The organism is Acinetobacter sp. KH_038 (genome assembly GCF_057839405.1).
The window spans coordinates 2,107,460-2,132,261 of sequence record NZ_CM174489.1 but is presented as its reverse complement, the minus strand read 5'-3'; the positions used below and the strand labels follow the sequence as shown (position 1 = coordinate 2,132,261).

The 24,802-nt window shown below is 44.9% G+C and carries 16 protein-coding genes and 5 tRNA genes; 7 read left to right on the top strand and 14 right to left on the bottom strand.

Annotated features, from left to right (window positions below; translation table 11 throughout):
* Positions 1 to 100 precede the first annotated feature (100 nt).
* Positions 101 to 787 (top strand): BON domain-containing protein, encoded by a 687-nt coding sequence (locus AC3IT7_RS10105; RefSeq protein WP_475654430.1) that lies wholly within the window; start codon positions 101 to 103, stop codon positions 785 to 787.
* The gene (locus AC3IT7_RS10100) at positions 777 to 1,661 is read left to right on the top strand and encodes an alpha/beta hydrolase (RefSeq protein ID WP_489248375.1); all 885 of its coding nucleotides are present in this window, start codon (positions 777 to 779) and stop codon (positions 1,659 to 1,661) included. Before AC3IT7_RS10105 ends, AC3IT7_RS10100 begins: the two co-directional genes overlap by 11 nt.
* Positions 1,662 to 1,761: 100 nt before the next feature.
* Here AC3IT7_RS10100 and nudC read toward each other — a convergent pair whose 3' ends face one another.
* From nudC to dnaQ, 3 genes are all read right to left on the bottom strand, one after another.
* Positions 1,762 to 2,538, bottom strand: a complete 777-nt coding sequence (gene nudC / locus AC3IT7_RS10095; protein WP_489248374.1) for an NAD(+) diphosphatase — start codon at positions 2,536 to 2,538, stop codon at positions 1,762 to 1,764.
* Positions 2,538 to 4,181, bottom strand: coding sequence for a chemotaxis protein (locus AC3IT7_RS10090; protein ID WP_489248373.1), 1,644 nt, complete (start codon positions 4,179 to 4,181; stop codon positions 2,538 to 2,540). The genes nudC and AC3IT7_RS10090 overlap by 1 nt, the downstream gene beginning before the upstream one ends.
* A gap of 126 nt (positions 4,182 to 4,307) precedes the next feature.
* Positions 4,308 to 5,684, bottom strand: coding sequence for a DNA polymerase III subunit epsilon (gene dnaQ / locus AC3IT7_RS10085; RefSeq protein ID WP_489248372.1), 1,377 nt, complete (start codon positions 5,682 to 5,684; stop codon positions 4,308 to 4,310).
* Between the two features lie 208 nt (positions 5,685 to 5,892).
* On the opposite strand from dnaQ, the gene AC3IT7_RS10080 reads away from it, so the two are divergent.
* The 5 genes from AC3IT7_RS10080 (at position 5,893) to AC3IT7_RS10060 (ending at position 14,495) form a co-directional block, all read left to right on the top strand.
* Complete coding sequence (locus tag AC3IT7_RS10080; protein WP_489248371.1) at positions 5,893 to 9,186, top strand: LysM peptidoglycan-binding domain-containing protein; 3,294 nt, start codon at positions 5,893 to 5,895, stop codon at positions 9,184 to 9,186.
* Positions 9,187 to 9,196: 10 nt separating this feature from the next.
* On the top strand, positions 9,197 to 11,038 hold the full coding sequence (locus AC3IT7_RS10075) for an extracellular solute-binding protein (RefSeq protein WP_489248370.1): 1,842 nt from the start codon (positions 9,197 to 9,199) through the stop codon (positions 11,036 to 11,038).
* A 24-nt stretch (positions 11,039 to 11,062) separates the two neighbouring features.
* Entirely contained in the window at positions 11,063 to 12,109 is a 1,047-nt protein-coding gene (locus tag AC3IT7_RS10070; protein ID WP_489248369.1) for an ABC transporter permease subunit, read from the top strand.
* On the top strand, positions 12,109 to 13,119 hold the full coding sequence (locus AC3IT7_RS10065) for an ABC transporter permease (RefSeq protein ID WP_489248368.1): 1,011 nt from the start codon (positions 12,109 to 12,111) through the stop codon (positions 13,117 to 13,119). The genes AC3IT7_RS10070 and AC3IT7_RS10065 overlap by 1 nt, the downstream gene beginning before the upstream one ends.
* A gap of 131 nt (positions 13,120 to 13,250) precedes the next feature.
* Positions 13,251 to 14,495, top strand: a complete 1,245-nt coding sequence (locus AC3IT7_RS10060; RefSeq protein ID WP_489248367.1) for an NADH:flavin oxidoreductase/NADH oxidase family protein — start codon at positions 13,251 to 13,253, stop codon at positions 14,493 to 14,495.
* A 289-nt stretch (positions 14,496 to 14,784) separates the two neighbouring features.
* On the opposite strand, the gene AC3IT7_RS10055 is transcribed toward AC3IT7_RS10060, so the two are convergent.
* From AC3IT7_RS10055 to AC3IT7_RS10005, 11 genes are all read right to left on the bottom strand, one after another.
* Positions 14,785 to 16,206, bottom strand: a complete 1,422-nt coding sequence (locus AC3IT7_RS10055) for an iron-containing redox enzyme family protein (RefSeq protein WP_489248366.1) — start codon at positions 16,204 to 16,206, stop codon at positions 14,785 to 14,787.
* Between the two features lie 507 nt (positions 16,207 to 16,713).
* A tRNA-Glu gene (locus AC3IT7_RS10050) sits at positions 16,714 to 16,789 on the bottom strand.
* 48 nt (positions 16,790 to 16,837) lie between these two features.
* A tRNA-Glu gene (locus tag AC3IT7_RS10045) sits at positions 16,838 to 16,913 on the bottom strand.
* A gap of 25 nt (positions 16,914 to 16,938) precedes the next feature.
* A tRNA-Glu gene (locus AC3IT7_RS10040) sits at positions 16,939 to 17,014 on the bottom strand.
* Positions 17,015 to 17,136: 122 nt separating this feature from the next.
* Entirely contained in the window at positions 17,137 to 18,051 is a 915-nt protein-coding gene (locus tag AC3IT7_RS10035; RefSeq protein ID WP_489248365.1) for an alpha/beta fold hydrolase, read from the bottom strand.
* A gap of 84 nt (positions 18,052 to 18,135) precedes the next feature.
* Positions 18,136 to 19,548 (bottom strand): amino acid permease, encoded by a 1,413-nt coding sequence (locus AC3IT7_RS10030; RefSeq protein WP_489248364.1) that lies wholly within the window; start codon positions 19,546 to 19,548, stop codon positions 18,136 to 18,138.
* Positions 19,549 to 19,660: 112 nt separating this feature from the next.
* A tRNA-Glu gene (locus AC3IT7_RS10025) sits at positions 19,661 to 19,736 on the bottom strand.
* Positions 19,737 to 20,195: 459 nt separating this feature from the next.
* Complete coding sequence (locus AC3IT7_RS10020) at positions 20,196 to 21,629, bottom strand: amino acid permease (protein ID WP_489248363.1); 1,434 nt, start codon at positions 21,627 to 21,629, stop codon at positions 20,196 to 20,198.
* A gap of 134 nt (positions 21,630 to 21,763) precedes the next feature.
* Positions 21,764 to 21,919 carry a hypothetical protein gene (locus AC3IT7_RS10015; RefSeq protein WP_475655154.1) on the bottom strand — a complete coding sequence of 52 codons (156 nt, stop codon included), beginning with the start codon at positions 21,917 to 21,919 and terminating at the stop codon, positions 21,764 to 21,766.
* Positions 21,920 to 21,998: 79 nt separating this feature from the next.
* Complete coding sequence (locus tag AC3IT7_RS10010) at positions 21,999 to 24,545, bottom strand: TonB-dependent receptor plug domain-containing protein (RefSeq protein WP_489248362.1); 2,547 nt, start codon at positions 24,543 to 24,545, stop codon at positions 21,999 to 22,001.
* 166 nt (positions 24,546 to 24,711) lie between these two features.
* A tRNA-Glu gene (locus AC3IT7_RS10005) sits at positions 24,712 to 24,787 on the bottom strand.
* Positions 24,788 to 24,802 lie beyond the last annotated feature (15 nt).

Genomic DNA, 24,802 nt, shown 5'->3' with positions numbered 1-24,802 from the left:
TTCAGGGTCATTGTAAAGTTCAAACAGAATTGCCATGATCTGAGCTGAAAGACAGATTATTAGATTGAAAAGACGTCATAAAATGAAGGAGTCTTGCTGAGTGGTTAAGCGTATTGCAATAACAATGCTGTGTGTCGCAAGTTTATCAGGTTGTGCCAGTTTCATTTCCAGTGGCACTGGTACGGCTCCGGTAGGAACTGAAAGTGGGGCGCGTACCTTGGGGCAGGTGTTTATTGATTCCTCGATTGTCCGTACTGCAAAAATTAATCTTTATAAGTTAGATTCGCGCTTTAAACAGGCCCGGGTCAATATTGAAAGTTTTCATGGCAATGTCTTGCTGACCGGTCAGGTGCCGGATGCACACTTAAAACAATTGGCTGAAGACAATGTCAAATCCATGAGTGATGTCAAGGCAGTGCATAATTTTATCACTGTAGGCAACCAGATCAGTTATAGCACCATCATGCAGGATACTGCGGTGACTGCGAATACCCGTGGCCTGATCATGAAAGCCACCGTGGTTTCGGACAGTAAAGTGCATGTACATACCGAAGATGGTGTGCTGTATGTAATGGGTCGTCTGAATGGTGCCGAAATTGCTGACCTGAACCAGATATTGCAGCAAGTGGGCAATGTCACCAAAATCGTGACGCTGATTGATAATGTTGAACAGTCTTCAAATCTGAACAATCAGAACTTTGCAGCACCTGCTTATGCACAGCCCGGTATTGAACAGACCCCAGTTGCAATTGATCCTGATACAGTTGAACCGACCGATGCTGCATAAGGTTGATCATTTTAAAACCCAACTGTCGAATCAGGTTCTTGAAGTCCAGCAACGTTATAAAGCGTTTAGAATCTATGATTTTGGCAGTTATGCGCTGAACCGTTTAACCCCTAAACAGGGCTATCGTGTTGAAACCCAACTGGCCTATGGTTTAAAGGCGCGGCAGCGCTTTGATCTGTTTCGTAGCCAGCAGCCTTTGCCTCATCGGCCCCTGATTGTTTTTGTACATGGCGGTGCATGGCTGCATGGCGATAAAAAGGATTATCGGTTTATTGGTGAGGCCTTTGCCAAAGAAGGCTATGACGTGGTGGTGATGAATTACCATCTGGCGCCGCAGCATATTTTTCCGGCTTATATTCATGATCTGCATCTGTTGCTGGAGCATTTGCAGCAGTCTGCCGAACAGTTAGATATCTGTGCTGAAAATCTGGTATTGATGGGACATTCGGCTGGGGCTTTTAATGTTATGTCGGCACTGTATCATCCGCAGTCAGCCAGTATTGATTATAGTCAAATTCGTGCGATGATTGGTCTGGCTGGCCCTTATCATTTTGATTATAAAAATGATCCGATTTGTGCCGATGCTTTTGACCAGACTGTCCCTTATCAACAGGTAATGCCTTATTATTTTGTGAAAAATAGTCCAATCCGGCACTATCTGTTTATCGCAGAAAAAGACAATATCGTTGGCCATTTCAATAGTCAGGATTTGGATCGGGCATTGCGGGAAAAGGGCAATCACAGTCAGCTGATCAGTATCCCGAAACTTGGCCATATTAGCATTGTCGGTTCATTATCGAGTTTGTTTAGCCGCTATTTTCAGACCAAGTCACAGGTACTTTGGGCACTGGAAGATGCATTTAAAGGCATTTAGTTTCATCAGAATAAACTGAATTGCGATAAAAAGAATCCAGCAAAGAGTATTTGCCGGATTCTTTTTTTATATGCTGCTTGAATGTGGGTGCAATAGAGACTTAAAGCCAGGCTTTGGTATCATCTGCAACCGTGCTGCCTTGGGTCACGTGCATAATCATGGCATGCGCAATACTGCCTTTGAACGGAATTTCAGGCAGTTGATCGAATTTGAAGAATTGCGCATCGCTAATTTCTTCTTCCTGTAGCTCGATTTCTCCCGCGGCATATTCAGCCTTGAAGGCAATCATCAGATTACTTGGAAATGGCCAGGGCTGGCTGGCCAGGTATTGAATATTTTTCAGTTGCAGACCCACTTCTTCCAGGGTTTCGCGACGTACAGCCTCTTCCAGAGTTTCTCCCACCTCAACAAAACCGGCAATCAGTCCATACATCTGACTGTTTTTATTGCGCGCATTTTTGGCCAGTAAAATCTCGTCTTGACCTTTGGTAATGACGGTAATAACGCAAGGCTGCACCCGTGGATATTGACGGTAGTGGCATGCTGGACAGACCATGGCATGTTCGCTTGGATGCGCTTCAGTGGCTGTACCGCAATGACTACAGAATTTGTGGTTACGACGCCATTCTAAAAGCTGTACTGCACGGCTGGCCTGTTCAAATTGCTGGGTATTCCAGAACTGTAACAGCTGGCGAATCGGAACCAGTTGCAAGCCTGCAGGAATGGGCTCATCGGGCAGAAGATCACGGGCGATCACCTGATCACCCGTATGCAATAGCAAATCGCTTGCTAAGGCTTCAACCTGTGGTAGCTGAAAATGTTGATCGACCAGCAGTTGTTGCTGCTGAAAAATATAAGCAAGTGATAATTTGGACATTAGGCAACTATTTTGAGTTTCTCACTACTGTCCAATGCTACCTTAAACATAGATTGTAGGACAGGCTGTTTGCTCTTTAAGTTATCAATCATCATGTCTGCACTCGCCAGTGAATCCAGGGCACGATCCACATCTTCGGCACTTAGCGCGACACCAAGTTCTACACGACTTTGCAGGAAGTCCGCTGTGGCACTTAAGGCAGTTCGCGCAGTTTCCGCATTCAGGAACAACATGGCACCAGAAATTTCACGGAACTGTGGTGCTAATAATGCTAATGCGGCCAGATTCTGATCCTGCAAATGGTTGACCAGAATCTGACTGCTTAAAGCGATGACCGACTTGGTTTCATTGAGTAATGCAGCATGTGCCTCATCCAGACGATCCAGCGAGATATTCATGTTGTTTACCCGAAGCTGCAAGCGGCTCGAGGTATGATGACGTTCCAGTACCCCAATCGAGTTCATGGCAGACAGAATTACATTCATCAACTGCTGGGCAAAGCCCGGATCTTTCAGGATTTCAGTCTGGCTGAGTGAAGCGGCCTGACGGGTCAGGTCATGATAAGCTTCATTCAGGTTCAATACCTTGAAGATATTGGCCAGATTATTGAGCTGTACCTGCAATTCCTGCGTCTTTTCAGGACTCATGTTCTGGTAGTTAAATTCAATATCATTACGAATCTGCGCCATTTCCGTGGTCACCAGTTCGCTAATGGTATGCATGGTGTCAAAGTCAGGCCCATACAGATGGCGACTAAAAACCTGTAACTGCATATCGGTCAGCAGGTCTTCACCAATATTCAGCTGGCTACGGATATGCTGTGCAGTTTCGTCTTCCTGGCTGATGCACAGACTGAGCACATTGGCCAGGTCAGCAAGTGCAGCCTTGAAACTGTCCGGCGAGCCAAAATATTGAGCCATGTTGCGCTCAATACTCACCAGTGTGCGTAGACGTGGCTCATTAATCAGCAATTGATCAATATTGCTGAATGCCACAAAGACCAGATTCCAGTACTGCTTGCTCGCATGTGGTTGGGCAAGTCCAGCCAGATAGGCACCGACCAGTTTAATCGCTTGCAGATCCAGCTCAGTTTCTTCCTGCTTGAGCAGCTTGTTCAGCGACAGCTTGTACAGGCGGTGTACATAGGCCGATTTTTCCAGATTCGGTGCTTGTGGCAGATTGAATTCTGGTGTGATGCAATCCAGCAGTGATTCGACATGCTGGCCTTCAGTGGTCAATGGCTTTCCTAAAGCCAGTTCCAGACGGTTCAGGGTGTCAAGAAGGAACTGTGGAATTTTTACTTCACGCAGGCAGATAAATTCAATATAGCGTTTCAGCATAGTCGTGCCTTCACTCAAGGCAATCACCTCCTGAGTGTTGACCTGCGCCGGATTCCCCATAATCTTGCGCATTAATTCTGCTGAATACTGAGCGATTTTTGCCAGACTGGACATGTCAATCAATGCCAGAACCTGGGCGCATTGTTCAAACTGATTCAAGGCATCATCAATACCAAAAGGTAAAGTCTGGTCTTCTACCAAGGTGCTTACTGCTGATTCGACTAACTTGATCGAGTTATCAACCTCATTTTTTATTATCAGTAAGGCTGTTGGATCAAAATGTATAGAGGTTTGGTAAGACATGGATCTGCACCTTTCCTGAAGTATTATCTATATATGAGCCCCGCTTAAAGCTGCGGGACCTCTTTGTATTTACTATAACTGAAGAACTGTAGTTTTTAACCTAAAGCATGCTCGAAAATGTAGATTTTATTTGGCAAAAAGGCAAGCAGTTCCATGTTTTTCTTCGAATTGTTTGACCCATTTCTCATGTTCCTGCAATTCCTGCTCGTAAGGAAGAATCACAGGCAATTCGATTTCAACTCTGGCCACTCCTGAACGGCTGTTCTGGTCTTCAGAATGGGACAGGGCATCGATATCAAAGGATACCTGGCCACCGGTCATCGCCAGATAAACATCGGATAAAATTTCCGCATCGAGCAAGGCGCCGTGGAAGGTACGGTCACGCTTTGGAATCTCGTAACGGCGCACCAGTGCATCGAGCGAGTTTTTCTGTCCCGGATGCTTGGACTTGGCCATCGCCAGGGTGTCGGTGACTTCGCAAACTTCGGACAGGGCTTTAAAACCTGCACGTTTGAATTCCATATCCAGGAAGTTCATATCGAAGCTAGCGTTATGCGCGATGATTTCAGCACCATGCAAATAGTCAAACAGCACTTGAGAAATTTCTTCAAACAGTGGTTTGTCTTGCAGGAATTCATCGGTAATGCCGTGGACATTGACCGAGTCACCGACTGGCGTTTTCGGATTGATATAGATATGAATCGAGCTGCCGGTCAGTTTGCGATTGACCATTTCCAGTGCACCGACTTCAATAATCCGGTCACCATCCTGATAATAAAAACCGGTGGTTTCGGTATCCAGAATCAGTTGACGTGGGCCATGCAGCTTCAGGTTTGCTGGTGTAATCACAATCTGGGGATGTAATTGCGAGGTATTGGCAGCAGCTGCATCAGCATCTTGAAGCGCTGGATCACTGTGTTCGCTCTCGGCAACTTCATCCGCTACAATATTTTCTTCTTCCTGCATAGCATCCAGCTCTTCTTCGCTCTCGGCCAGATCCAGACCGAAAGGATCATCTAGCAGCCAGTCGGGTTCAGATTTTTTTTTATCTTCAGAAATTGAAGCAGTCTGTTTGGATTTTTTCAGGGTTTCATCGGCGCCCTGATTGGCCAGCTGATCGGCCATTTCATTGCCCGGATGTCCGGAATGACCCTTGACCCAGTGCCATTCAATCTCGCGTCCCTGACAGACGGCATCCAGCTTTTGCCACAGGTCCGGATTTTTGACGTCTTTCCAGTTTTTCTTTTTCCAGCCGTGAATCCATTCGGTAATGCCTTGTTTGACATAGTTGGAATCGGTATAGATCACCAGCTTGTCCTGTTTGTCACAAAACAGAATGCCTTCGATGGCGGCGGTCAGTTCCATACGGTTATTGGTGGTATGGTCTTCGCCCCCGCAGATCTTGTGTTCTTGCTGTCCATGAATAATATATGCACCCCAACCTCCTAAACCCGGGTTGCCGCGACAAGCGCCATCAACATAAAGTGTGATAGTGTGTGACATAAATTGAAATCCGATCGAAATAGAACAAGCTGGAAGGCTTATTGTATAGCGCAAATGCAGTCGATCAATCTATATGTCCCGGATTTTTTAATTTCTTGTAACATTTAACGTGAAATCACGGTAAATTATTGCCTTGTGTCTTCGACCTGCTTCACTACAATGGCATATCTAAAAAATAAATTTATATACGAGTTGTTTGGATTTTTTTATGTATAAACCAACCGCAATCTTGTGGCAGCCGACATTACCTACATTTCTAAAATTTTCTGTACTGGGAACTGCACTTGCTTCCTTGGGACTGACGGGCTGTTCATCTACACAAAGTGCGACCCAAACAGCGAAAAGCAAGCAAGTTGGATCACAATATCTGGATGCCAGCAGTCTGGATGGACTGGAAGATTTACTCTCTGCAACCGATATGCGTGCAGTAGAAGGCGACCGTTTACTGGTTCTGAAGCATGGTGATGTCTGGAAACGCATGATTGTTGGCTTCAAGATGGATCTGAGCGTCTGGAATCCGCGGATTGATGCGCAGCGTGGCTGGTTTATTTCGCGTCAGCCTTATCTGGACCGTTTAAGTGCGCGTGCTTCACGTTATTTATACTATACGGTAAAAGAAGCAGAACGCCGTGGTATGCCTACTGAACTGGCACTGTTACCGATTATTGAAAGTTCTTATGACCCGGCCGCGACCAGTAGTGCCGCTGCCGCAGGTTTATGGCAGTTTATTCCAAGTACCGGTCGTATTTATGGTTTAAAGCAGACGCCATTGTATGATGGCCGTCGTGATGTGGTGGAATCCACCCGTGCAGCCTATGAATTTTTAGGCAGTTTATATAACCAGTTTGGTTCCTGGGAACTGGCGCTGGCGTCTTATAATGCCGGTCCTGGACGTATTCAGCAGGCAATTAACCGTAACAAGGCAGCCGGTCTGCCGACCGATTACTGGTCACTGAAACTGCCACAAGAAACCATGAGCTATGTACCGCGTTTCCTGGCAGTTGCCCAGATTATTAAAAATCCAAATCAGTATGGGGTCAGTCTGCCGCCAATTGCCAACCGTCCGCACTTTCGTGAAGTTCCTGTAGGAATTGCCAGTTTAAATGAAATTGCTGCCATTACCGGTTTAAGCCGTGCAGAGCTGTATCAATTAAACCCGGGACATCGTGGTGATCATATTGATCCAGCCAGTCCGCGGCGCATTCTTATTCCTGCCGACCTGAGTCCTTCAGTCGATGAAAAACTGAAACGGTTGTCTGGTGCTAGCGGTTTATTGGCGAGTAGTAGCAGTAATTTACCCAAACAAAACAATACCATTGTAGCTGCAAAAACTGCTCCTCCAGAATTAAATAGCAAAACAATTACACCTGTAAAACAGACGCCACCGGTTCTTGCCAGTAACCAGCCTGCAACAACAGTGGCCAAAGCCACGACACCAGCAAAAACTGCCAGCAGTACCGTCGTAGTCCCAGCAGCTGTAAGTACTGCGACGAGCGCAAATACAGTGGCAAAGACCACAAAGAAAATTTCAACGCCTAAAGGTTCATCTGCACTAGCCAGTTTTGCTGCTCAAAGTGATTTGCCGATCCCAAGTGCGCCACGTATTCCGGTTGCAGTAACGCCGGCAGCGCCAGCGAAACAGATTCAGGTTGAGCCACCGATTTCCGCAGCCGAACGTCAGCAAGTACAGCAGGCTGCCACCGCACAGGAAATTAACAAAACGGTAGATGAAATTCTGCAACCTGTGGCGACACCGGCAGAACAGGCCGAAGTGGTCAAAGAACTGAAAGCACTGGCTCCGGCAGGAACAGAAATTGTCGATCCTTATGATGGCAAGATCAAGCTGACCGCCATTCAAACCAGCTTGTCTGTGGCCGAGCAGCAAGGTCGGGAGTTGACCAAAGGCTTCTCTTATCCTAAGGAAGTTGCCAAAAATACCACCGCGAACTCGGTTGAAGCGCAGTTGAACCAGGGTAAAAATTACCTGCAGACTGATTCTGAAGTTGTAGTGGTGGCACCAAAAGGCAAGCGCAGTACTTACAAGGTTCTACCAGGTGATAATCTGGCGCTCATTGCGGCTAAAAATGGTGTGAACTGGCGCGATGTGGCGAAATGGAACCAGATCGATCCAAATTCTACGCTGTATGTGGGCACCACGATTTATCTGTATGATGCCAAGCCGGTGCAGGAAACCACTAAAACCCGAGAAAAACCGGAATCTTATGTGGTTCAGGCCAATGATTCCTTGACCAGTGTGGCCAACCAGTTCGGTTTAAGTCTCAAACAGCTGGCTGATTTTAACGGTCTCAGTATCAATAGCGGTTTGTTTGTCGGTCAGAAGCTGTCACTGAAAGAAACTGCCGCAGCGAAGGCCAAAGTTGAAGACACTAAAAAAGCTGAAACTGCCAAAGTCCAGACCAAATCCTATACGGTGAAACGCGGTGAATACCTGAAAATGATTGCCGATCGTTACGGGCTGTCAAATGCCGAACTGGCATCATTAACCTCGGGTTTAACTGCGGGTAGCAGTTTGATGGTAGGTCAGAAAATCAATGTACCCCTTCAGGAAGTTGAAGTGGTGAGTGCATCAACCCAGAAGACTGAACAGAAGTTTGACAATGTCAAAGTCGATCAGACAACGACTGAAAACTATCAGGTCAAACGTGGTGAAACCCTGTATAGCATTGCCAATCAAAGCAAACTGAGCGTTGCCGAGCTGGCTGCCTTAAACGGTTTCTCGGCCAACAGCGGTTTGCGGATGGGACAAACGATCAAGATCCCAGCCGGCAGTACTGTTCCGGAAAGCTACACGGTTCAATCTGGCGATACCTTGACCGGCATTGCCGCAAAATACAATCTGTCGATGGATCAGGTGGCCAGTCTCAATGGAATGTCGCGTAATGCGGGTCTACGTGTCGGTCAGCGTTTAAAGCTGACGGGTGAGGGGGCTGAAGCCGTCCGTGAAACTGTGACTGAAACCGTGTCGAAAAATGTGAAATCGGATACGCATGTGGTGAAATCTGGTGAAACCTTAAGCTCTATTGCCCGTCAGTATCATCTTCAGCTTAGGTATCTGGCTGACTTAAATGGGCTGAATGCCAATAGCAACGTACGTATTGGTCAGCGTCTGAAAATTGAAGGCGACCTGCCGGCCGATGTAAAAGTTGAAGAAAGCAAAGCTGCCGCCAAGACCAGCAATACCAGAGCGACTGAAGCTTATAGCGTAAAATCAGGTGAGTCCCTGAATGCAATTGCCAGCCGCTTGAGTATGAGCGTGACTGAGCTGGCCGAGTTAAACAATCTCAGTCCACGTGCAGGATTACGTGTGGGGCAAACCCTGCAGATTCCAAAACTGGTGACGGATTATAAAGTCAAACGCGGTGATACCTTGATCGGCCTGGCTTCGCGTTATGGCATGAACAGTAATCAGCTGGCGGAAATGAATGATCTCAAACCGAATACGCAATTACGTATTGGTGACGTGATTAAAGTGCCGAATTAATGAACTGATCGTGAGATTTGCTTATTTATTTAAAACTTTCAGGCTGATATGGCTAGCCCCGCTGCTGGTAAGTAGCAGTTGGGCGGCCGTGATCACCACGCCTTATATTGCGCTACATAGCCCACCGAAATATAGCCAGCTCGCATCTCTGCCTTATGCCAACCCGCAGGCACCCAAAGGCGGTGCCCTGATTTTGGCGGCCGACGGCAGCTTTGACAATCTGAATAGCATGAATGGCAAGGGCAATGTCACCGAGGGCATCAACTATATTTTTGACAGTTTACTGTCCAAGTCGCTGGATGAACCGGGCGTGTATTATCCCTTGCTGGCGGAAAAAGTCAGTTTTGATCCCAAGAAAACCGCCTTTATCACTTTTCATTTAAATCCAAAAGCACGCTTTAGCAATGGTCAGCCATTGACTGCTGAAGATGTCCAGTACAGTTTAGAGCTGTATCGGACCCAGTCCAATTTTGGCCTGCAAATGTATCTGGCAGATATACATCAGCTGGAAGTGCTGTCACCTTTAAAAATCAAAATCCATTTTAAATCCGGACATAATCCGGAAATGGCCATGATTGTGGCGCAGATGCCGATTTATGCCAAACGGGAATGGCGGGGGCGTAATTTTAAAGACCTGACCCTGAAACCGATGCTGGGTTCAGGGCCATATGTCATTGAAAAGGTCGATCCCGGGCGCAGTATTGCTTATCGGCGTAATCCTCAATACTGGGGCAAAGATCTGTTGGTAAATCGCGGTCGTTATAATTTTGACCGGATTCAGTATCGTTATTATCGCAGCCCGGAAATCAAGTTTGAGGCCTTTAAGTCAGGCCAATTTAGCTTGCATGAGGAAAAACAGGTGAATCGCTGGGTCAGAGATTATCAGTTTCCCGCAGTTCAGCAAGGACTGGTGAAACGGTATCGTTTTCGGCACCATAATCCGATTCCGACCCAGAGTCTGGTGTTTAATACCCGGCGTCAGCCCTTGAATGATATCCATTTTCGTCAGGCTCTCACTCTTGCCTATGACTTTGAGTGGCTGAATAAGGCCATGTTCTATGGTGAATATCAGCGCCTGAACAGCTTTTTTTCAAATAGTGAGCTGGCTTCGCAGGGACCACCGAGTGCCCAGGAGCTGCAAATTTTACAGCCTCATTTGCAGAAACTGCATCCGGTTCAGCGCCAGGCGGTAGTTCAGGACTGGCAATATCCTCGCTCAGATGCTTCCGGTTTTAACCGGAATAATCTGTTAAAAGCCCGTCAATTATTACTACAGGCGGGTTATCGTTATCAGCAGGGAAAACTGGTCAATGCTTCGGGGCAAGCGATCAAAATTGAGTTTTTTCTGCATCAGGTGGAACAGCAACGTGATCTGATGCCTTATCTGCGTCACCTGAAGCGTTTGGGGATTCAGGCCAATATTCGTATGGTGGAAACTGCGCAATATTATGAACGGCTGCGAAATTACCAGTTTGATATGATTGTCGACAGCATGCCACAGTCCCTGACACCGGGGCAGGAACAAAAACAGTTCTGGAGCAGTCAGTCTGCCAGACAGGTCGGTAACTATAATTATGCCGGTATTCAGAACCTCGCCATTGATGCGGTGATTAATCAGCTGATTCAGGCACAGAGCCGGGCACAGGTGATTGATCTCACCCGAGTTTTAGACCGGTTATTGCGGGCGGGTTATTATCATATTCCGACTTATGGCACGGGGGAATACTGGTATGCTTACTGGAATATGTATCAGCAGCCGAAGCTGAAGCCTAAACTCTCTGCCGGGGTTGATTACTGGTGGGTCGATGCAGCAAAGGCCAGACATGTGGCAGATTATTTCAAACAGCATTAAGCTCCAAGCCTATTAGGGAGTGCCATGAGCACTTATATACTCAAGCGTCTGTTGCTGATGATTCCAACCTTGCTGATCGTCTTGCTGGTCAACTTTATGGTGATCCAGCTGGCTCCGGGTGGACCGGTGGAGCAAGCCGTTTATCAGGCGCAACAGGTCAATGGCTTGGCGCAGACCGGATTACAGTATCAGGGGCAGCAAGGCCTCACCGTGGAAATGATCGAACAGATCAAGATTCAATATGGTTTTGATCAGTCGCTTCATGTCCGTTTTTGGGACATGTTGATGCGCTATGCACAGTTTGATCTGGGTACCAGTTTTTTTAAAGACAAGGCCGTGACTGAACTGATCTGGGAAAAATTACCGGTGTCGCTGTCTTTGGGGCTGTGGAGTACTTTAATTATCTATCTGGTCTCCATCCCTTTAGGTATCAGTAAAGCCCGAAAACATGGCAGTGTCTTTGATCAGGCCACTTCTTTAATTCTGGCAGTGGGCTATGCTATTCCCGCTTTTATATTTGCAATTTTACTGATTGTATTTTTTGCCGGTGGTTCTTTTCTGCAATGGTTTCCCTTACAGGGACTCAGTTCTGAAAATTTTGCTGAACTCTCGTTTTTTGGGAAAGTTCAGGATTATTTCTGGCATATGGTCTTGCCGCTATTGGCCATGGTGCTCGGCGGATTTGCCAGCTTGACCTATCTGGTGAAATTTTCCTTTGTTGAGGAATTAAGTAAGCAATATGTTCTGGCTGCGCGGGCCAAAGGATTAAATGAAAATACAGTGCTGTATCGGCATGTGTTCCGTAATGCCATTTTAGTGCTGATTGCAGGTTTGCCAGAAGTATTGATTGGCGTATTTTTTGTCGGTAACCTGTTTATTGAAATCATTTTTAATCTGGATGGTTTAGGTGTTCTGGGCTTTGAAGCGATTATCCAGCGTGACTATCCGGTAATTTTCGGCACTTTGTTTATCTTTACCTTGCTTGGTCTGATTTTGCGATTATTGAGCGATTTGCTATATCAACTGATCGATCCGCGGATTCATTTCAGTTCGCGCCGGGGATCAGAATAATGTCGTCCTTGATGCAATTACACTGGCAACGTTTTAAGCAGCACAAGTTGGGATTTGGCTGTTTTATCGCGTTTAGCCTTATCTTTTTCCTCTCTCTGGGCGCAGAACTGATCGCCAACGATAAGCCCTTGCTGGTGAAATATGATCATGCTTTATATTTTCCAGTCCTGAAGTCTTATCCGGAAACGGCATTTGGCGGTGTATTTGAAACCGAAGCAGAATATAAAGATCCGGCTGTACAGCAACTGATCGCAGAAAAAGGCTGGGCCATCTGGCCAGTGATTCCGTTCTCTTATCAAACACCGAATCTCGAGTTGGCGCTACCGCTGCCTTCGCCACCGAGTGCACAAAACTGGCTGGGAACAGATGATCAGGGCCGCGATATTCTGGCGCGGATTCTATATGGTTTGCGAATTTCATTATTGTTCGGTTTTGCGCTGACTGTGTTGTCGGCGGCGATCGGAATTTTAGTCGGGGCAGTGCAGGGTTATTATGGCGGCTGGATCGATCTGATGGGACAACGCCTGCTTGAAGTCTGGAGCAGTTTACCCATGCTGTTTATGGTGCTGGTACTGGTCAGTCTGTTCACTCCCAATATTTACTGGCTATTTCTGATCATGCTGCTGTTTGGCTGGACAAGGCTGGTGGGCATAGTACGTGCTGAATTTTTGCGTGCACGCAATCTGGAATACGTCTGGGCCGCCAGAAGTATCGGAGTGGGGGATGGGCGAATCATGTTCAGGCATATATTGCCGAATGTCATCGGTTCAAGTCTGTCACAACTGCCCTTTATGCTGACTGCCAATATTACTGCACTGACAGCGCTGGATTTTTTAGGCTATGGACTCCCGCCGGAAACGGCTTCCCTGGGCGAGCTGTTGCTGCAGGCCAAAAATAACTTAAATGCGCCGTGGCTGGCTTTATCCGGTTTCTTTAGCTTGGCGATTGTGCTGAGCTTGCTGATGTATATCGGCGAAGCAGTGCGGAATGCCTTTGATCCAAGACAATAAAGCACGAAACTTTTTAATTATCGTAAAAATAAGCAGATGAAAATTGTGTAAATTTGACAAGTTGAATTGTCAATTGTGCTGGCTTGCGTTATAAACGAGTACAAAATAAAAGTAACGTATCAGGACAGATCATGACCCAATTGGCCGATTCCATTCAAATTCGTCATACCACTTTCAAAAACCGCATCATTAAAGGCGCCATGAGTGAAGCACTGGCCAATGATGCCGGCCAGCCCAATCAGGCACATTTGAAGCTCTATGAAGCCTGGGCCAAAGGTGGCTTGGGTTGTGCCATTACCGGCAACGTCATGGTGGACTTTCGTGCCAAGAATGAACCGGGTGTGGTGGTGGTGGAAACCGAACGTGATCTGGAGCAGCTTAAAGTCTGGGCCGAAGTCGGCAAGCAGCAGGGTATGGTACAGCTGGTGCAGTTATCACATCCGGGTCGTCAGTGTCCCAAAGGCTTAAATAAAGAAACAGTCGCGCCATCGGCAGTGCCTTTCAGTCCGGCATTGGCAGTCAGCTTCGGGACACCGCGTGCCCTGACTGAAACTGAAATTCTGGATATTATCCAGCGCTTTGCCACTTCAGCTGCCATCTGTGAAAAAGCAGGTTTTGAAGGGGTACAGTTGCATGGTGCGCACGGTTATCTGATCAGCCAGTTTCTCTCGCCACTGACCAATAAACGTCAGGATCAGTGGGGAGGGAGTATTGAAAATCGCACTCGCTTCCTGCTGGAAACCTATCGGGCGGTTCGTGCTGCAACTTCGGAAAATTTTATTATTTCAGTCAAACTTAATTCTGCTGACTTTCAGCGCGGTGGCATTAGCGAAGAAGATGTCATCTATGTCTTTAAGGCAATAGATGCAGCCGGAATCGATATTATTGAAGTATCTGGTGGTAGCTATGAAGCGCCAGCAATGGCCGGTGTCAAAGCAGACAAGCGCAAAGCTTCAACCATTGCCCGTGAAGCCTATTTCCTCGATTTTGCCGAAAAGATCCGTCAGGAAGTTAATTGTCATATCATGGTGACGGGTGGCTTCAGAACTGTCGAAGCGATGAATGCTGCGCTCGACAGTGGCGCCTGTGATTTTGTCGGCATCGCACGTCCCTTTGCGGTCGAGCCGGATCTGGGTGATCGTCTGATTGCAGGACAGGATGTACGTTATGCGGTTGAGAAAATTAAAACCGGTATTCCAATGGTCGACAAAATGGCGATTATGGAAATTATCTGGTATGCCGCGCAGTTTAAGGAAATTGCCAAAGGCAAACAGCCGAATCCAAAACTGTCACCCTTAAAAGTCTTTTTGAGCTATCTTAAAGGCAATGTTAAAGCAGTGATTAAAGGACAATTGAATTCGCGTAAGTCGGCTTAAAATTTTAATAGATATCTTTCATAAATCAAAAAAATGATCGTTACATTCATATTTAATGAAGTTTGGAAGTTCCTTCTCCCTCTGGGATGAGAAGCATAGCTTCGCAAGAGGATGAGGGTAATTCTTAGAAACAACCTCTCCCTTGCGCAGCAGTGCTGCTCATCTCCTACAAGGAGAGGGCGTTTTTTTAATGATTAAAAAATGATTTATGAAAGAACTCTAATCTAAGCACTAAAAAACCGGACACTGCATATGTCCGGTTTTTTAATTTCTGGCACTTAGGCGTGCTTTAGGAATAATGCATGGCCTGGGTCTGAAAAGGAAATAATAACTGGCTCAACTGACGAGTCGCCCATAAGCCCAGTTCAGTATGATGGATATGTGGTGCAGTATAAGGAATCAGCAGGTCAATTTTCTGTTCCGCACCTTCACAACGCATAAAGCGGCTTTTTAGCTGATTTAAACGCTGTTGATCAATACGGCTTAATGCCGGTTCAACTTTTGTCTGCGATGGCGCTGCACTACGTGAAGATAAACGTGTCGCTAAAGTTGCCCCCTGAATCCAGTCTTTGATGAGCTGTTTTTCAGTCGCATTAAACACACCAAACATTTTACCTTCCGGATGATCAATCATTTTCCAGAAACGGCTCTGTTCTACGGGTGCATTTTTGATAATCCAGCCTTTTTCAATCATCACATTCAGAAAGTCGGCGATCTGTGCCGAATCTGATAGCCAGTCATTGATGGTCTTGCCGCTAAACTGACATTTCTGGTTGTGAATATATTGACCAATCAGAGCCTTGTTGTGGAATACTTTTAAAGCCATACGCTCGGTATCCAGCTCTTTCACAATTTGAGAAGAACTTTTACCGATGTCATTGAGCAGATAACCCTGCTTGATTAAATCAAGATAAGTCTGCGGATTTTCCGCATTCTCATAATGCTGGATAAAAGCTTGCAGGGATTTTTGTGCATGGCCATTGTGGGCATTATCAATGGTAATGTGCACATTGAAATAATGCGGATCAATACCAAGTTCAGCCAGTTCGTAATTGGTAATGAGTAAATGTAGCGGCAACTGTTCATATCCCAGATTAAAACCGATGACAAGAGGCAGGTATTTGGCCGGCGCATAGGCCAGTGCCAGTTGTACCGCCGCCTGCTCGTAATAGCTGGCATCCAGCTGTTCGGCATAGCTGTTCAATTCATAGTGATTTAACAGGTCCTGATACATGGTGACATGATTGGCACGTGGATGTCCCAGACCCAGTTCTTCCAGATAGATATAAATCAGATCTTTCAGTTCCGGCTGGTGACAGTTATGTACGGTGGAATATAACCAGGAACCATCCACCAGTTTGACCGGTGCCACCTTGCTCAAAAATTCGAAGGCATGCGCTACAGTAGGAAAGTACTCCCGAGGTTGTTGCTGCTTACGCCGTCCCAGATAAGCCTGAAAAGTCGCACAAATCTGATGATGCTGTTCTAAAAGATGCTGTTCAACCTGTGATGGTTGATCCAGCCATTCAAGTGTTTCTGTATTTAGTTTTTTAATCAGATCGCTCAAATAAGATTCAGCCTGTTCGGTCTTGGTAATTGTCGAGATTTCAGTATCTTGAAAAAAGTCGACCCAATCCTTAAAGCTTTTAAATTGATAATTATGATTTTTATTTGGCGATAAAGGTAAACTTAACTCTGTGCTGACGAACATAATCTGATCCTTGCAGATATCTCTTCAGTTACCTTAACGTGCGGCTTAAAGCCTGGGTGTTGAATTTTTGTTCTAATTTATTGATGGATTGCTTTAAATGAAAATGAACGGATATTTATATACATAGAAATGTTAAAAGAATAGATATCTTTCATAAATCAAAAAATGATCGTTATATTCATCTTTAATGAATTCTGAAAGTTCCTTCTCCCTCTGGGATGAGAAGCATAGCTTCGCAAGAGGATGAGGGTAATTCTTAGAAATAACCTCTCCCTTGCGCAGCAGTGCTGCTCATCTCCTACAAGGAGAGGGAATTTCTTTTTAATGATTAAAAAATGATTTATGAAAGAACCCTAATACAAATTGTAAAATATGAATTACATGGCAGCCTATGTAACTAGGGGCATATTTTAATGCATGGTAAAAATTATATTTAAATATCCAGAATACAAAAAAGCCCGAGTCGCAATGCTCGGGCTTTCTGTTGAGATGTTGCCATCTCGAATATGGCGTCCCTACGGGGATTCGAACCCCGGTTACCGCCGTGAAAGGGCGATGTCCTAGGCCTCTAGACGATAGGGACAGCTGAAGTAATTATTTGTAAAACCATTGTCTTTCAAGTGAAAGTTTGTGGCGTCCCTACGGGGATTCGAACCCCGGTTACCGCCGTGAAAGGGCGATGTCCTAGGCCTCTAGACGATAGGGACTTAATACAAACATTACTTCTGAAATTGGCGTCCCTACGGGGATTCGAACCCCGGTTACCGCCGTGAAAGGGCGATGTCCTAGGCCTCTAGACGATAGGGACGTTTCAGAGGTGGGCGTATAATAGGGTGAAAATAGGGGGGTGTCAAACGCATTTCCCTAAATTTTTTTATTTTCTGGGTTGAGTGGGTAAATTTAAAACAATATGCTGGTAATACTGGAAAATTACTTGAATTGAGCTGGATTTTTAAGCAATTCCAGCATGGCGCTTAATACTTGAGGATGTTGCAAGTAGCTTGCGATATCATGTGGATGTTGGATAAAGGTACGAATTTCCTGATTGATAATGGCCGGCTGAAAATTAAAAGGTGCTTCTGAAAGTGGAAAGGCGGTGAGAAAATCATCATGTGAATAGAAGTTTATCCAATCGCCTGAAATTGCAGCAGGTCTTGTCACCGGTTGCGGAAGATGCGCCTGGATGACCCGAAATGCCAGAGGTGAACCGAGGGTGATAAACCGCTGGATATTCAGTTCTGGATGCTGAAGCAGATAGTTATAGGCAATCACGCTGCCAAGTGAATGTGCCACCAGAATTTGTGGTGTGCTGCTATGCAGTTGATGATGAATACGCCGATGAACTTCCTGCATAAAAGACGGATTGGCCAGATAGAGATAAGTTTCCAGTAAAAATTTATGCAAAAAACTGGCATGTAAGCTGGGAAAATAATTGATCAGGATCGCGAAATCGCGCAAGGCAATATCTTTGCTTAACGCGGTAATAAAATCCAGTTTTTGATCGAAATTCAGCGTCTTATCAAAGTTTAACAGCGGAGCTTCACAAACTTGATATTTACACTGCTTGATCGGCGGTCTGGGTTGTCGCTGTACGGGATGTAAAAAGGGGAAATGTGGCCACTGCTGTGGCAGCAAGGTGCTGGCATTCAGCAGATTATGCAAATGATGCCGGGAGAGTAAATCACCATAAAAAGCAATGCGAATATGCCGTTTTAAATCGCTAAAACGGGGTTGCTGTTGTGAATTTTTTCCTAAACCTGTTTTTAGCAGCTGTAGCCAATGTTGGCGTAATGAGCTTGCCGTATACTGTTGCTTGTTCATGCCATGAATAAACACAATTTTCATCGACGCACCCTTGAGGCTGGCTAATATTTCCTCAGTATAGACAAAAAAAAAGAGCGACCGGAGTCGCTCTTTTAAAGCCGAAGCTTAAGCCTTGTTATGGTAAAAGGCATAATAACTGGCATAGCAGGCTGCGATAAACAGCAGACAGCCAAAGAAGCTGATACGCATGGACGGATCAAAGACCATACTGACACAGGTAATAAAACAGAAAACGAAACCTAAAATCGGCACGATCGGGAACAGGGGTGCTGCGAAGCCCAGTTCTTTGACAGTGCGGCCCTGTTTATACCACTGACGACGGAAGTTGAACTGGCTTAAGCAGATACTCATCCAGACCACCACCATGGTAAATGCTGCAATACCCAGCAGGTTGGTAAAGATGGTTTCTGGCGCAAACTGTTCAGACAATAAACCTGGCAATGCACCAAGCATGGTCACCATGACGGCAATATAAGGTACGCCGCGCGCATTGAGTCTCGAAAATACAGCAGGTAACTGTTTGCTGTAGGACAATGACCACATCATACGGGATGCAGCAAATAATCCTGAGTTGGCAGCAGAAAGCAGTGCAGTAATAATGACAAAGCGGATAATATCTTCAGCATAGGGAATACCAATGTGCTGGAATACTGTCACGAATGGACTGCTGCTTACACCTTCAGCGGCCAAGCCAGCTTCCTGATGCGGAAGTAATGCTGTGACCACGATAATCGTACCCACAAAGAAAATTAATAGACGGAAAATCGCGGTATTAATTGCTTTAGGTACATTCTTCGCTGGATCTTCGGTTTCACCCGCAGCCACCCCAATCAATTCTGTACCCGAAAAGGCAAAATTCACGATCAGCATGGTGGCAAAAATAGGGAACAGGCCTTCAGGGAACCAGCCTTGGGCAGTCAGATTGGTAAATAGAGGTGCCGCTTCATAGCCCTGATAGCCCAGAACACCAAAAATGGCCAATAAGCCCAGCAGAATAAAGGCAACCACAGTGACCACTTTGACCAGTGCCAACCAGAATTCAGATTCGGCAAACCAGCGGGTGGAAATCATGTTCAAGCTAAAAACGAATACCCCAAAAATAATGGTCCATAACCACATGGAGATATCTGGAAACCATTCCTGCATAAGCAGTGCAGCAGCAGTGAATTCAGTCCCGAGCGTGACTGACCACGTCAGCCAGTACAGCCAGGTGATGGTATAGCCAGTACCGGGTCCAATATAGCGTTTGGCATAAGCACCAAATGAACCGGATTCAGGCATGTGAACGGCAAGTTCGCCCAGACATAGCATAACCATGTACGCGATAATGCCGCCCAGGAGATAAGCAATAATGGCACCTACAGGCCCCGTTTGTGCAATGACTTCACCCGACCCTAAAAATAGGCCTGTCCCGATTGCGCCACCAAGCGAAATCATGACCAGATGTCGAGTACTCATAGCGCGTTTTAAAGGCGCAGAATTGCCCTGATGCGTAGCATCATTCGGAGATGAGTGCATAGGAATTGAAAAAAATCAGAAGAATGAAGCGAGTTATTGTAGTGAAAAACTACAAATCTGCAATGTATTAATAATAATTTTGAATAAGGCTTGATCGTATGAGATCAGGATATGGCGTCCCTACGGGGATTCGAACCCCGGTTACCGCCGTGAAAGGGCGATGTCCTAGGCCTCTAGACGATAGGGACGTTGCGAGGTGATGCGTATAGTAAGGATTTTTATTTAGGGTGTCAAACTGATATTTAAAGATTTAAATTATTTTTTACTAATTGATTAAAAACCTAGCAAAATTCTAAAAGTGACGTATTTTCAAGCAAATATTTAAAATCAAAAGGGAAATTTGAGAAGGATGAATTTTATCATCCTGAAGTCATCCGCTGTATGGGGGTATATGCAGATGGAAGCAACTGCTCTTTATTTTATCCTTGCGAGGCCTGTGCAACGTAGTTTTGGGCTGTACAGAAGTGCCTATGACCTTGTAGCAGCTTAAGCTGTTCGATCTATGGGTTATTAAGGGAGCTTTCGAACATGCTGTATGCCTTCCCTCTAAAGCCTCGGGTTTAAAAGGACATAAGATTGTGCCAAATCTAAGCATAGCAAAATAAAAAAACGCAACTCGAAAGCTGCGTTTATCTTTTTAAAAAGAATTACTTTTTATTGTGATACAACCAGTAATAGCTGGCATAACAACCTGCCATAAACAGCAAGCAGCCAATAAACCCGGACAGCATTTCCGGGTCAGCCGCCATACTCAGACCGGTGACGGTACAACAGATAAAACCTAAAACCGGTACAAGTGGGAACCATGGGGTGCGGAATTTAAGCTCGGAAACACTGTGGCCCTGTTTCAACCATTGGCGGCGGAAGTTAAACTGGCTCCAGCAAATACTCATCCAGACAATGACCATGGTGAATGCAGCAACACCCAGCAGGTTTTTAAAGATTACATCGGCACCAAACTGTTCAGACAACAAGCCCGGTAAACCGCCAATCATGGTCACCAGGACTGCAATATAAGGCACACCAGATTTACTGAGTTTGGTAAATACGCGTGGCAACTGGTTTTGTGCAGACAGCGCCCACATCATCCGTGAGGCTGCATATAGCCCTGAGTTTGCAGTCGAAAGTAGGGCGGTAATAATCACAAAACGGATAAAATCTTCTGCATAAGGAATGCCCATCTGATTGAACACAGAGACAAATGGACTGCTGCTCAAGCCACCTTCACCACCGACCTGTAAGCCGGTATTGGTATAATTAAGCAATGAGCTGATCACAATAATGGTGCCGACAAAGAAAATGATCAGGCGCCAGACTGCGGCATGAATCGCTTTGGGAACATTTTTTTCAGGATTCTCAGTTTCACCTGCTGCGATCCCGATCATTTCCGTACCGTTAAAAGCAAAGTTTACAATCAGCAGGGTGGTAAATAACGGAATCAAACCATTTGGTAGCCAGCCGTGTTCGGTCAGGTTGCTGAAAAGCGGTGCCGATTCATAACCTTGAAATGGAATAAGCCCAAAAATACAGGCAAAGCCGAGAATGATAAACAGCAATACAGTTGCGACCTTAATCATCGACAACCAGAATTCAGATTCGGCAAAAGTACGGGTTGAACTCAGATTGGATAACAGTACACCGCCTGCAAAAATCAGCGTCCATAACCAGATCGAGGTTTGAGGAAACCATTCCTGCATCAAGATTGCTGCTGCGGTAAATTCGGTGCCGAGCGTGGCTGACCAGCCGAGCCAGTACATCCAGGACACCATATAGCCGGTACCCGGGCCAATGTAGTTGGTTGCGAATGCCCCAAATGAACCGGAAACCGGCAGATGTACTGCAAGCTCGCCCAGACAGAGCATAACCATATAGGCAATCAGGCCACCGATAATATAGGCAAGCACTGCACCCAATGGCCCCGCTTGAGAGATGACGGTGCCAGAACCCATGAAAAGCCCTGTACCAATTGCACCACCAAGTGACAACATAATGAGATGACGTGTCGTCATAGCACGTTTTAATGACGTACTATTTTGACCTTCGGCAGTCGGATGCTGCGAAGGTGGAGAGGGAGACTGCATAATAAAATCAGATGGACAGATATAAACGCGGATATTTTAATTTTTTTACGCGCTGAAAATAACTTGGATTGGAATTATCAAATACATTTAGAAAGTTGATTTAAAAAACAAATACATAAAACAGATCACTTATCTTAGTGATCTGGAGTTTGATAGGAATTTTGAGTATTTTCTTCAGGTGTAGCCACCTGTTCGGTTTTAGGTGTATCTGAACTGTCGCCACTCACCAGATAGAGATAAAGTGCAGAGGGCGCTAAAATCAGCAAAACCAGTAAGATCTTTTTTAACATGATGTAAATGCACAGTATGAATTTACTTAATTATAGCCTAAGCAACTTAAAAAGAGCACGGTATGCTCTTTGATAACATTTAAAATTTGAAAGTGACATCAGCGATAAATTGACGGCCGATTTCAGAGTACAGTTTGCTTCCACTCACATATAAATTATTGCGGTTAGTTATATTATTTACTGTTAAGCCAAAAATCGCTGAATAATCTTTTGAAATTTTCCAATCATAGGTGGTTCGCATATCCCATGTAAAACGAGGTTTTACATCTTGTAACGTATAAGTATCGATTTTCACGCCATCATGCACCACTTTGTCAGCAGAGCTCGCTTCTAACACTTGCTCATAGGTGTCTTTATAGCTAAAGAAGTTGGAAATTTTTAAAGGAAGAGAATCAAAGCCAATATTCCATATGATACGTGCAGTAATCGGTTGGTTATAGTTTGATGCCGGACGGTCACCATAAGGCATGATTTTGCCATCATAGGAAATCAGCTCCTGAAGATCTTCTTCGGTAAAGTTTTCCGTATAATCTGGTGCGCTACGGTACACATCCGAGTAATTGACCGCTAAGCCTAAATTATGTTGAGTGCCTTTAAATTTAAGTGGCTCAATCGTATTAAGTTCTAGCGTTACGGTATCATTTTCGCCATAACCGCTGTTTTCAAACTCATAAGAATAAGTAAAATAGTCGTTTGAAATATCAGTTCTATTACGGGTGATTTCATCATCATACTGACGATTCACCCATTTTAAGTTGAGATTAGTGTTTTTAAATTGGCTATTAAACCCGAGGATAAATTCATCTGCAAATGGGGTTTTAAGATCCTTGCGGCGTGTATCATTGGCTGAAACTTTTGCTTCTTCAACCCATTCAGAACTTTGATCAGTACGGCTGATGTCAAAATCTAATGAGGTCAGATGTTGACGCAAGTCTGTCATATAAGTTGGGGCATTATAGTAGCGGTTCCAACCTGAAGTCAGGGTTAATAATTTATTGGAAAAAGGCTGATAACTAATGCTGCTACGTGGTGCAAAGTTAAGATTGTTATTTGATTCATCATAATCAGCACGTATACCTAGACGGGCATTGAGGTTGTTCCAACGAATATTATCTTCTAGATATAAGGCTGCTTGATGATATTGACCAGCAAAGCTGCCTGCTTTGTATAAATTACCCTTTTTAAAGTATTGACCATCAAAGACCGTAGGGACTTTATTGTTCAGGAATACAGCCGTAGTATTTTCATCGCAGAGAGGATCATTGATTTGACATTGTTGACCTTTAAGATCAAACAAGTTTTGGGTTTTCCCTGATGTTACGCCATAGAAAGTTGAAAAATCTTTGGTACGTTCCCATTGCACATCATCATAATGATAGGCAAAACCGGCGCTGATTTGATGGTCGGTGTCTGCAAATTTAAAGTTATTAAATAGCGCATCTAATTCATAATTCACAGAAGATTGTTTTAAATCAATATCTGCAGAGGTTGTACCTTCCCATACTTTTTCAGTATTTGCCCAGTCTTTGCTCCCTGCTGCATACATCCAGTTCACACCGCGATCAGATGATGATTCACGTGCATTGTCAATTTTCTGGTAATTGAGCTTGTGTATTAATTGTCCCCAATCTTGTTTTTGTTGCATCTCTGCGAAAATCAAAGCTGATTGATTATTAGTGCTGCTGTGAGAGTTACGACGTTTGTCTGCGTAAGTATTGTCTTCCAAATCACCTAAAGCGAAACCAAATTTCATACTGGTGTCTGCATTTAGATCGACATACAATGTTCCGCCGATATTGGTGTTACGTTTTTCTTGATTAATTTGTTTTGGTGCAGGTAAGCCACTTTCAACAGGAATTGTTGATTTACGTTGTGAAGCATAGAGATCGAAGCCATAGACCTCTGAAAGCTTACCAAAGATATTGGCACTAACACCTTGGCGAACATACTCTTTTTGGTTTGACTGGGTTGATGCACCTTCAAAGAGTCCTTTGTCTGCATCAGTTTTTAAGTGGTAGCGGTTCCACTCACTTTCTGTATAGTCATAAGTGATGCTACCATGGACTTTGCTAATTTCAGATTTAGGCGCACAGGTTTCTGCCTGAACCACACCACCCGTGAAGCCACCGTGTTTTGCACTAATGTTGCTGTCTAATACTTCTAAATTACACAATAAATCGGTGTTGATTGCCACACCTTGTGAACCGCCAGACACTGCACCGTAGTTGGTTGTTCCTGAACCAGCAGGGTCGAGGTTATTGCTGTTGCTGATGCCATTGACCACAAATTTATTATTAAATGATTGTGCACCATGAATCGAAATTTCAGCCGGTTTTAAATCAGCTTGTGAGCTGGCTGCCATATGTTCATTGCTAAACTGTACATTTGGATTTACTTTTAAAAAGTCAGTGATGTTTTTAGAGCTATTCGGCGTCCGTTCTAAATCTTCTTTTGAATAAATGGTTTTTCCAAGCTCATTTTCTTGCTGAGCTTCGATAATAATTGTGTTGAACTTAATCATTGCTTTATTGAGGGGAGGCTCTTGATAACTGGATTCTTCTGCAAAACCAGATGTTGATAAAGCTGACAAAACCGCAATAGAAAGTGTTGAGTGGGCAAAACGCATGAGGGACGTTGAATCTTTAAAAGATAATGAAAGTGATTATCATTAACTTTGTTGTATTAATCAATAATAATGAGAATTATTTGCATTAATTGGATTTTGGCTGCGCAAGATTTAATCAGGCTAAGTGGCTGAATAATGGAAGTATAAGAAAGAGAAGAAAAATAGATGGCGTCCCTACGGGGATTCGAACCCCGGTTACCGCCGTGAAAGGGCGATGTCCTAGGCCTCTAGACGATAGGGACGTTTAGAAGATGGCG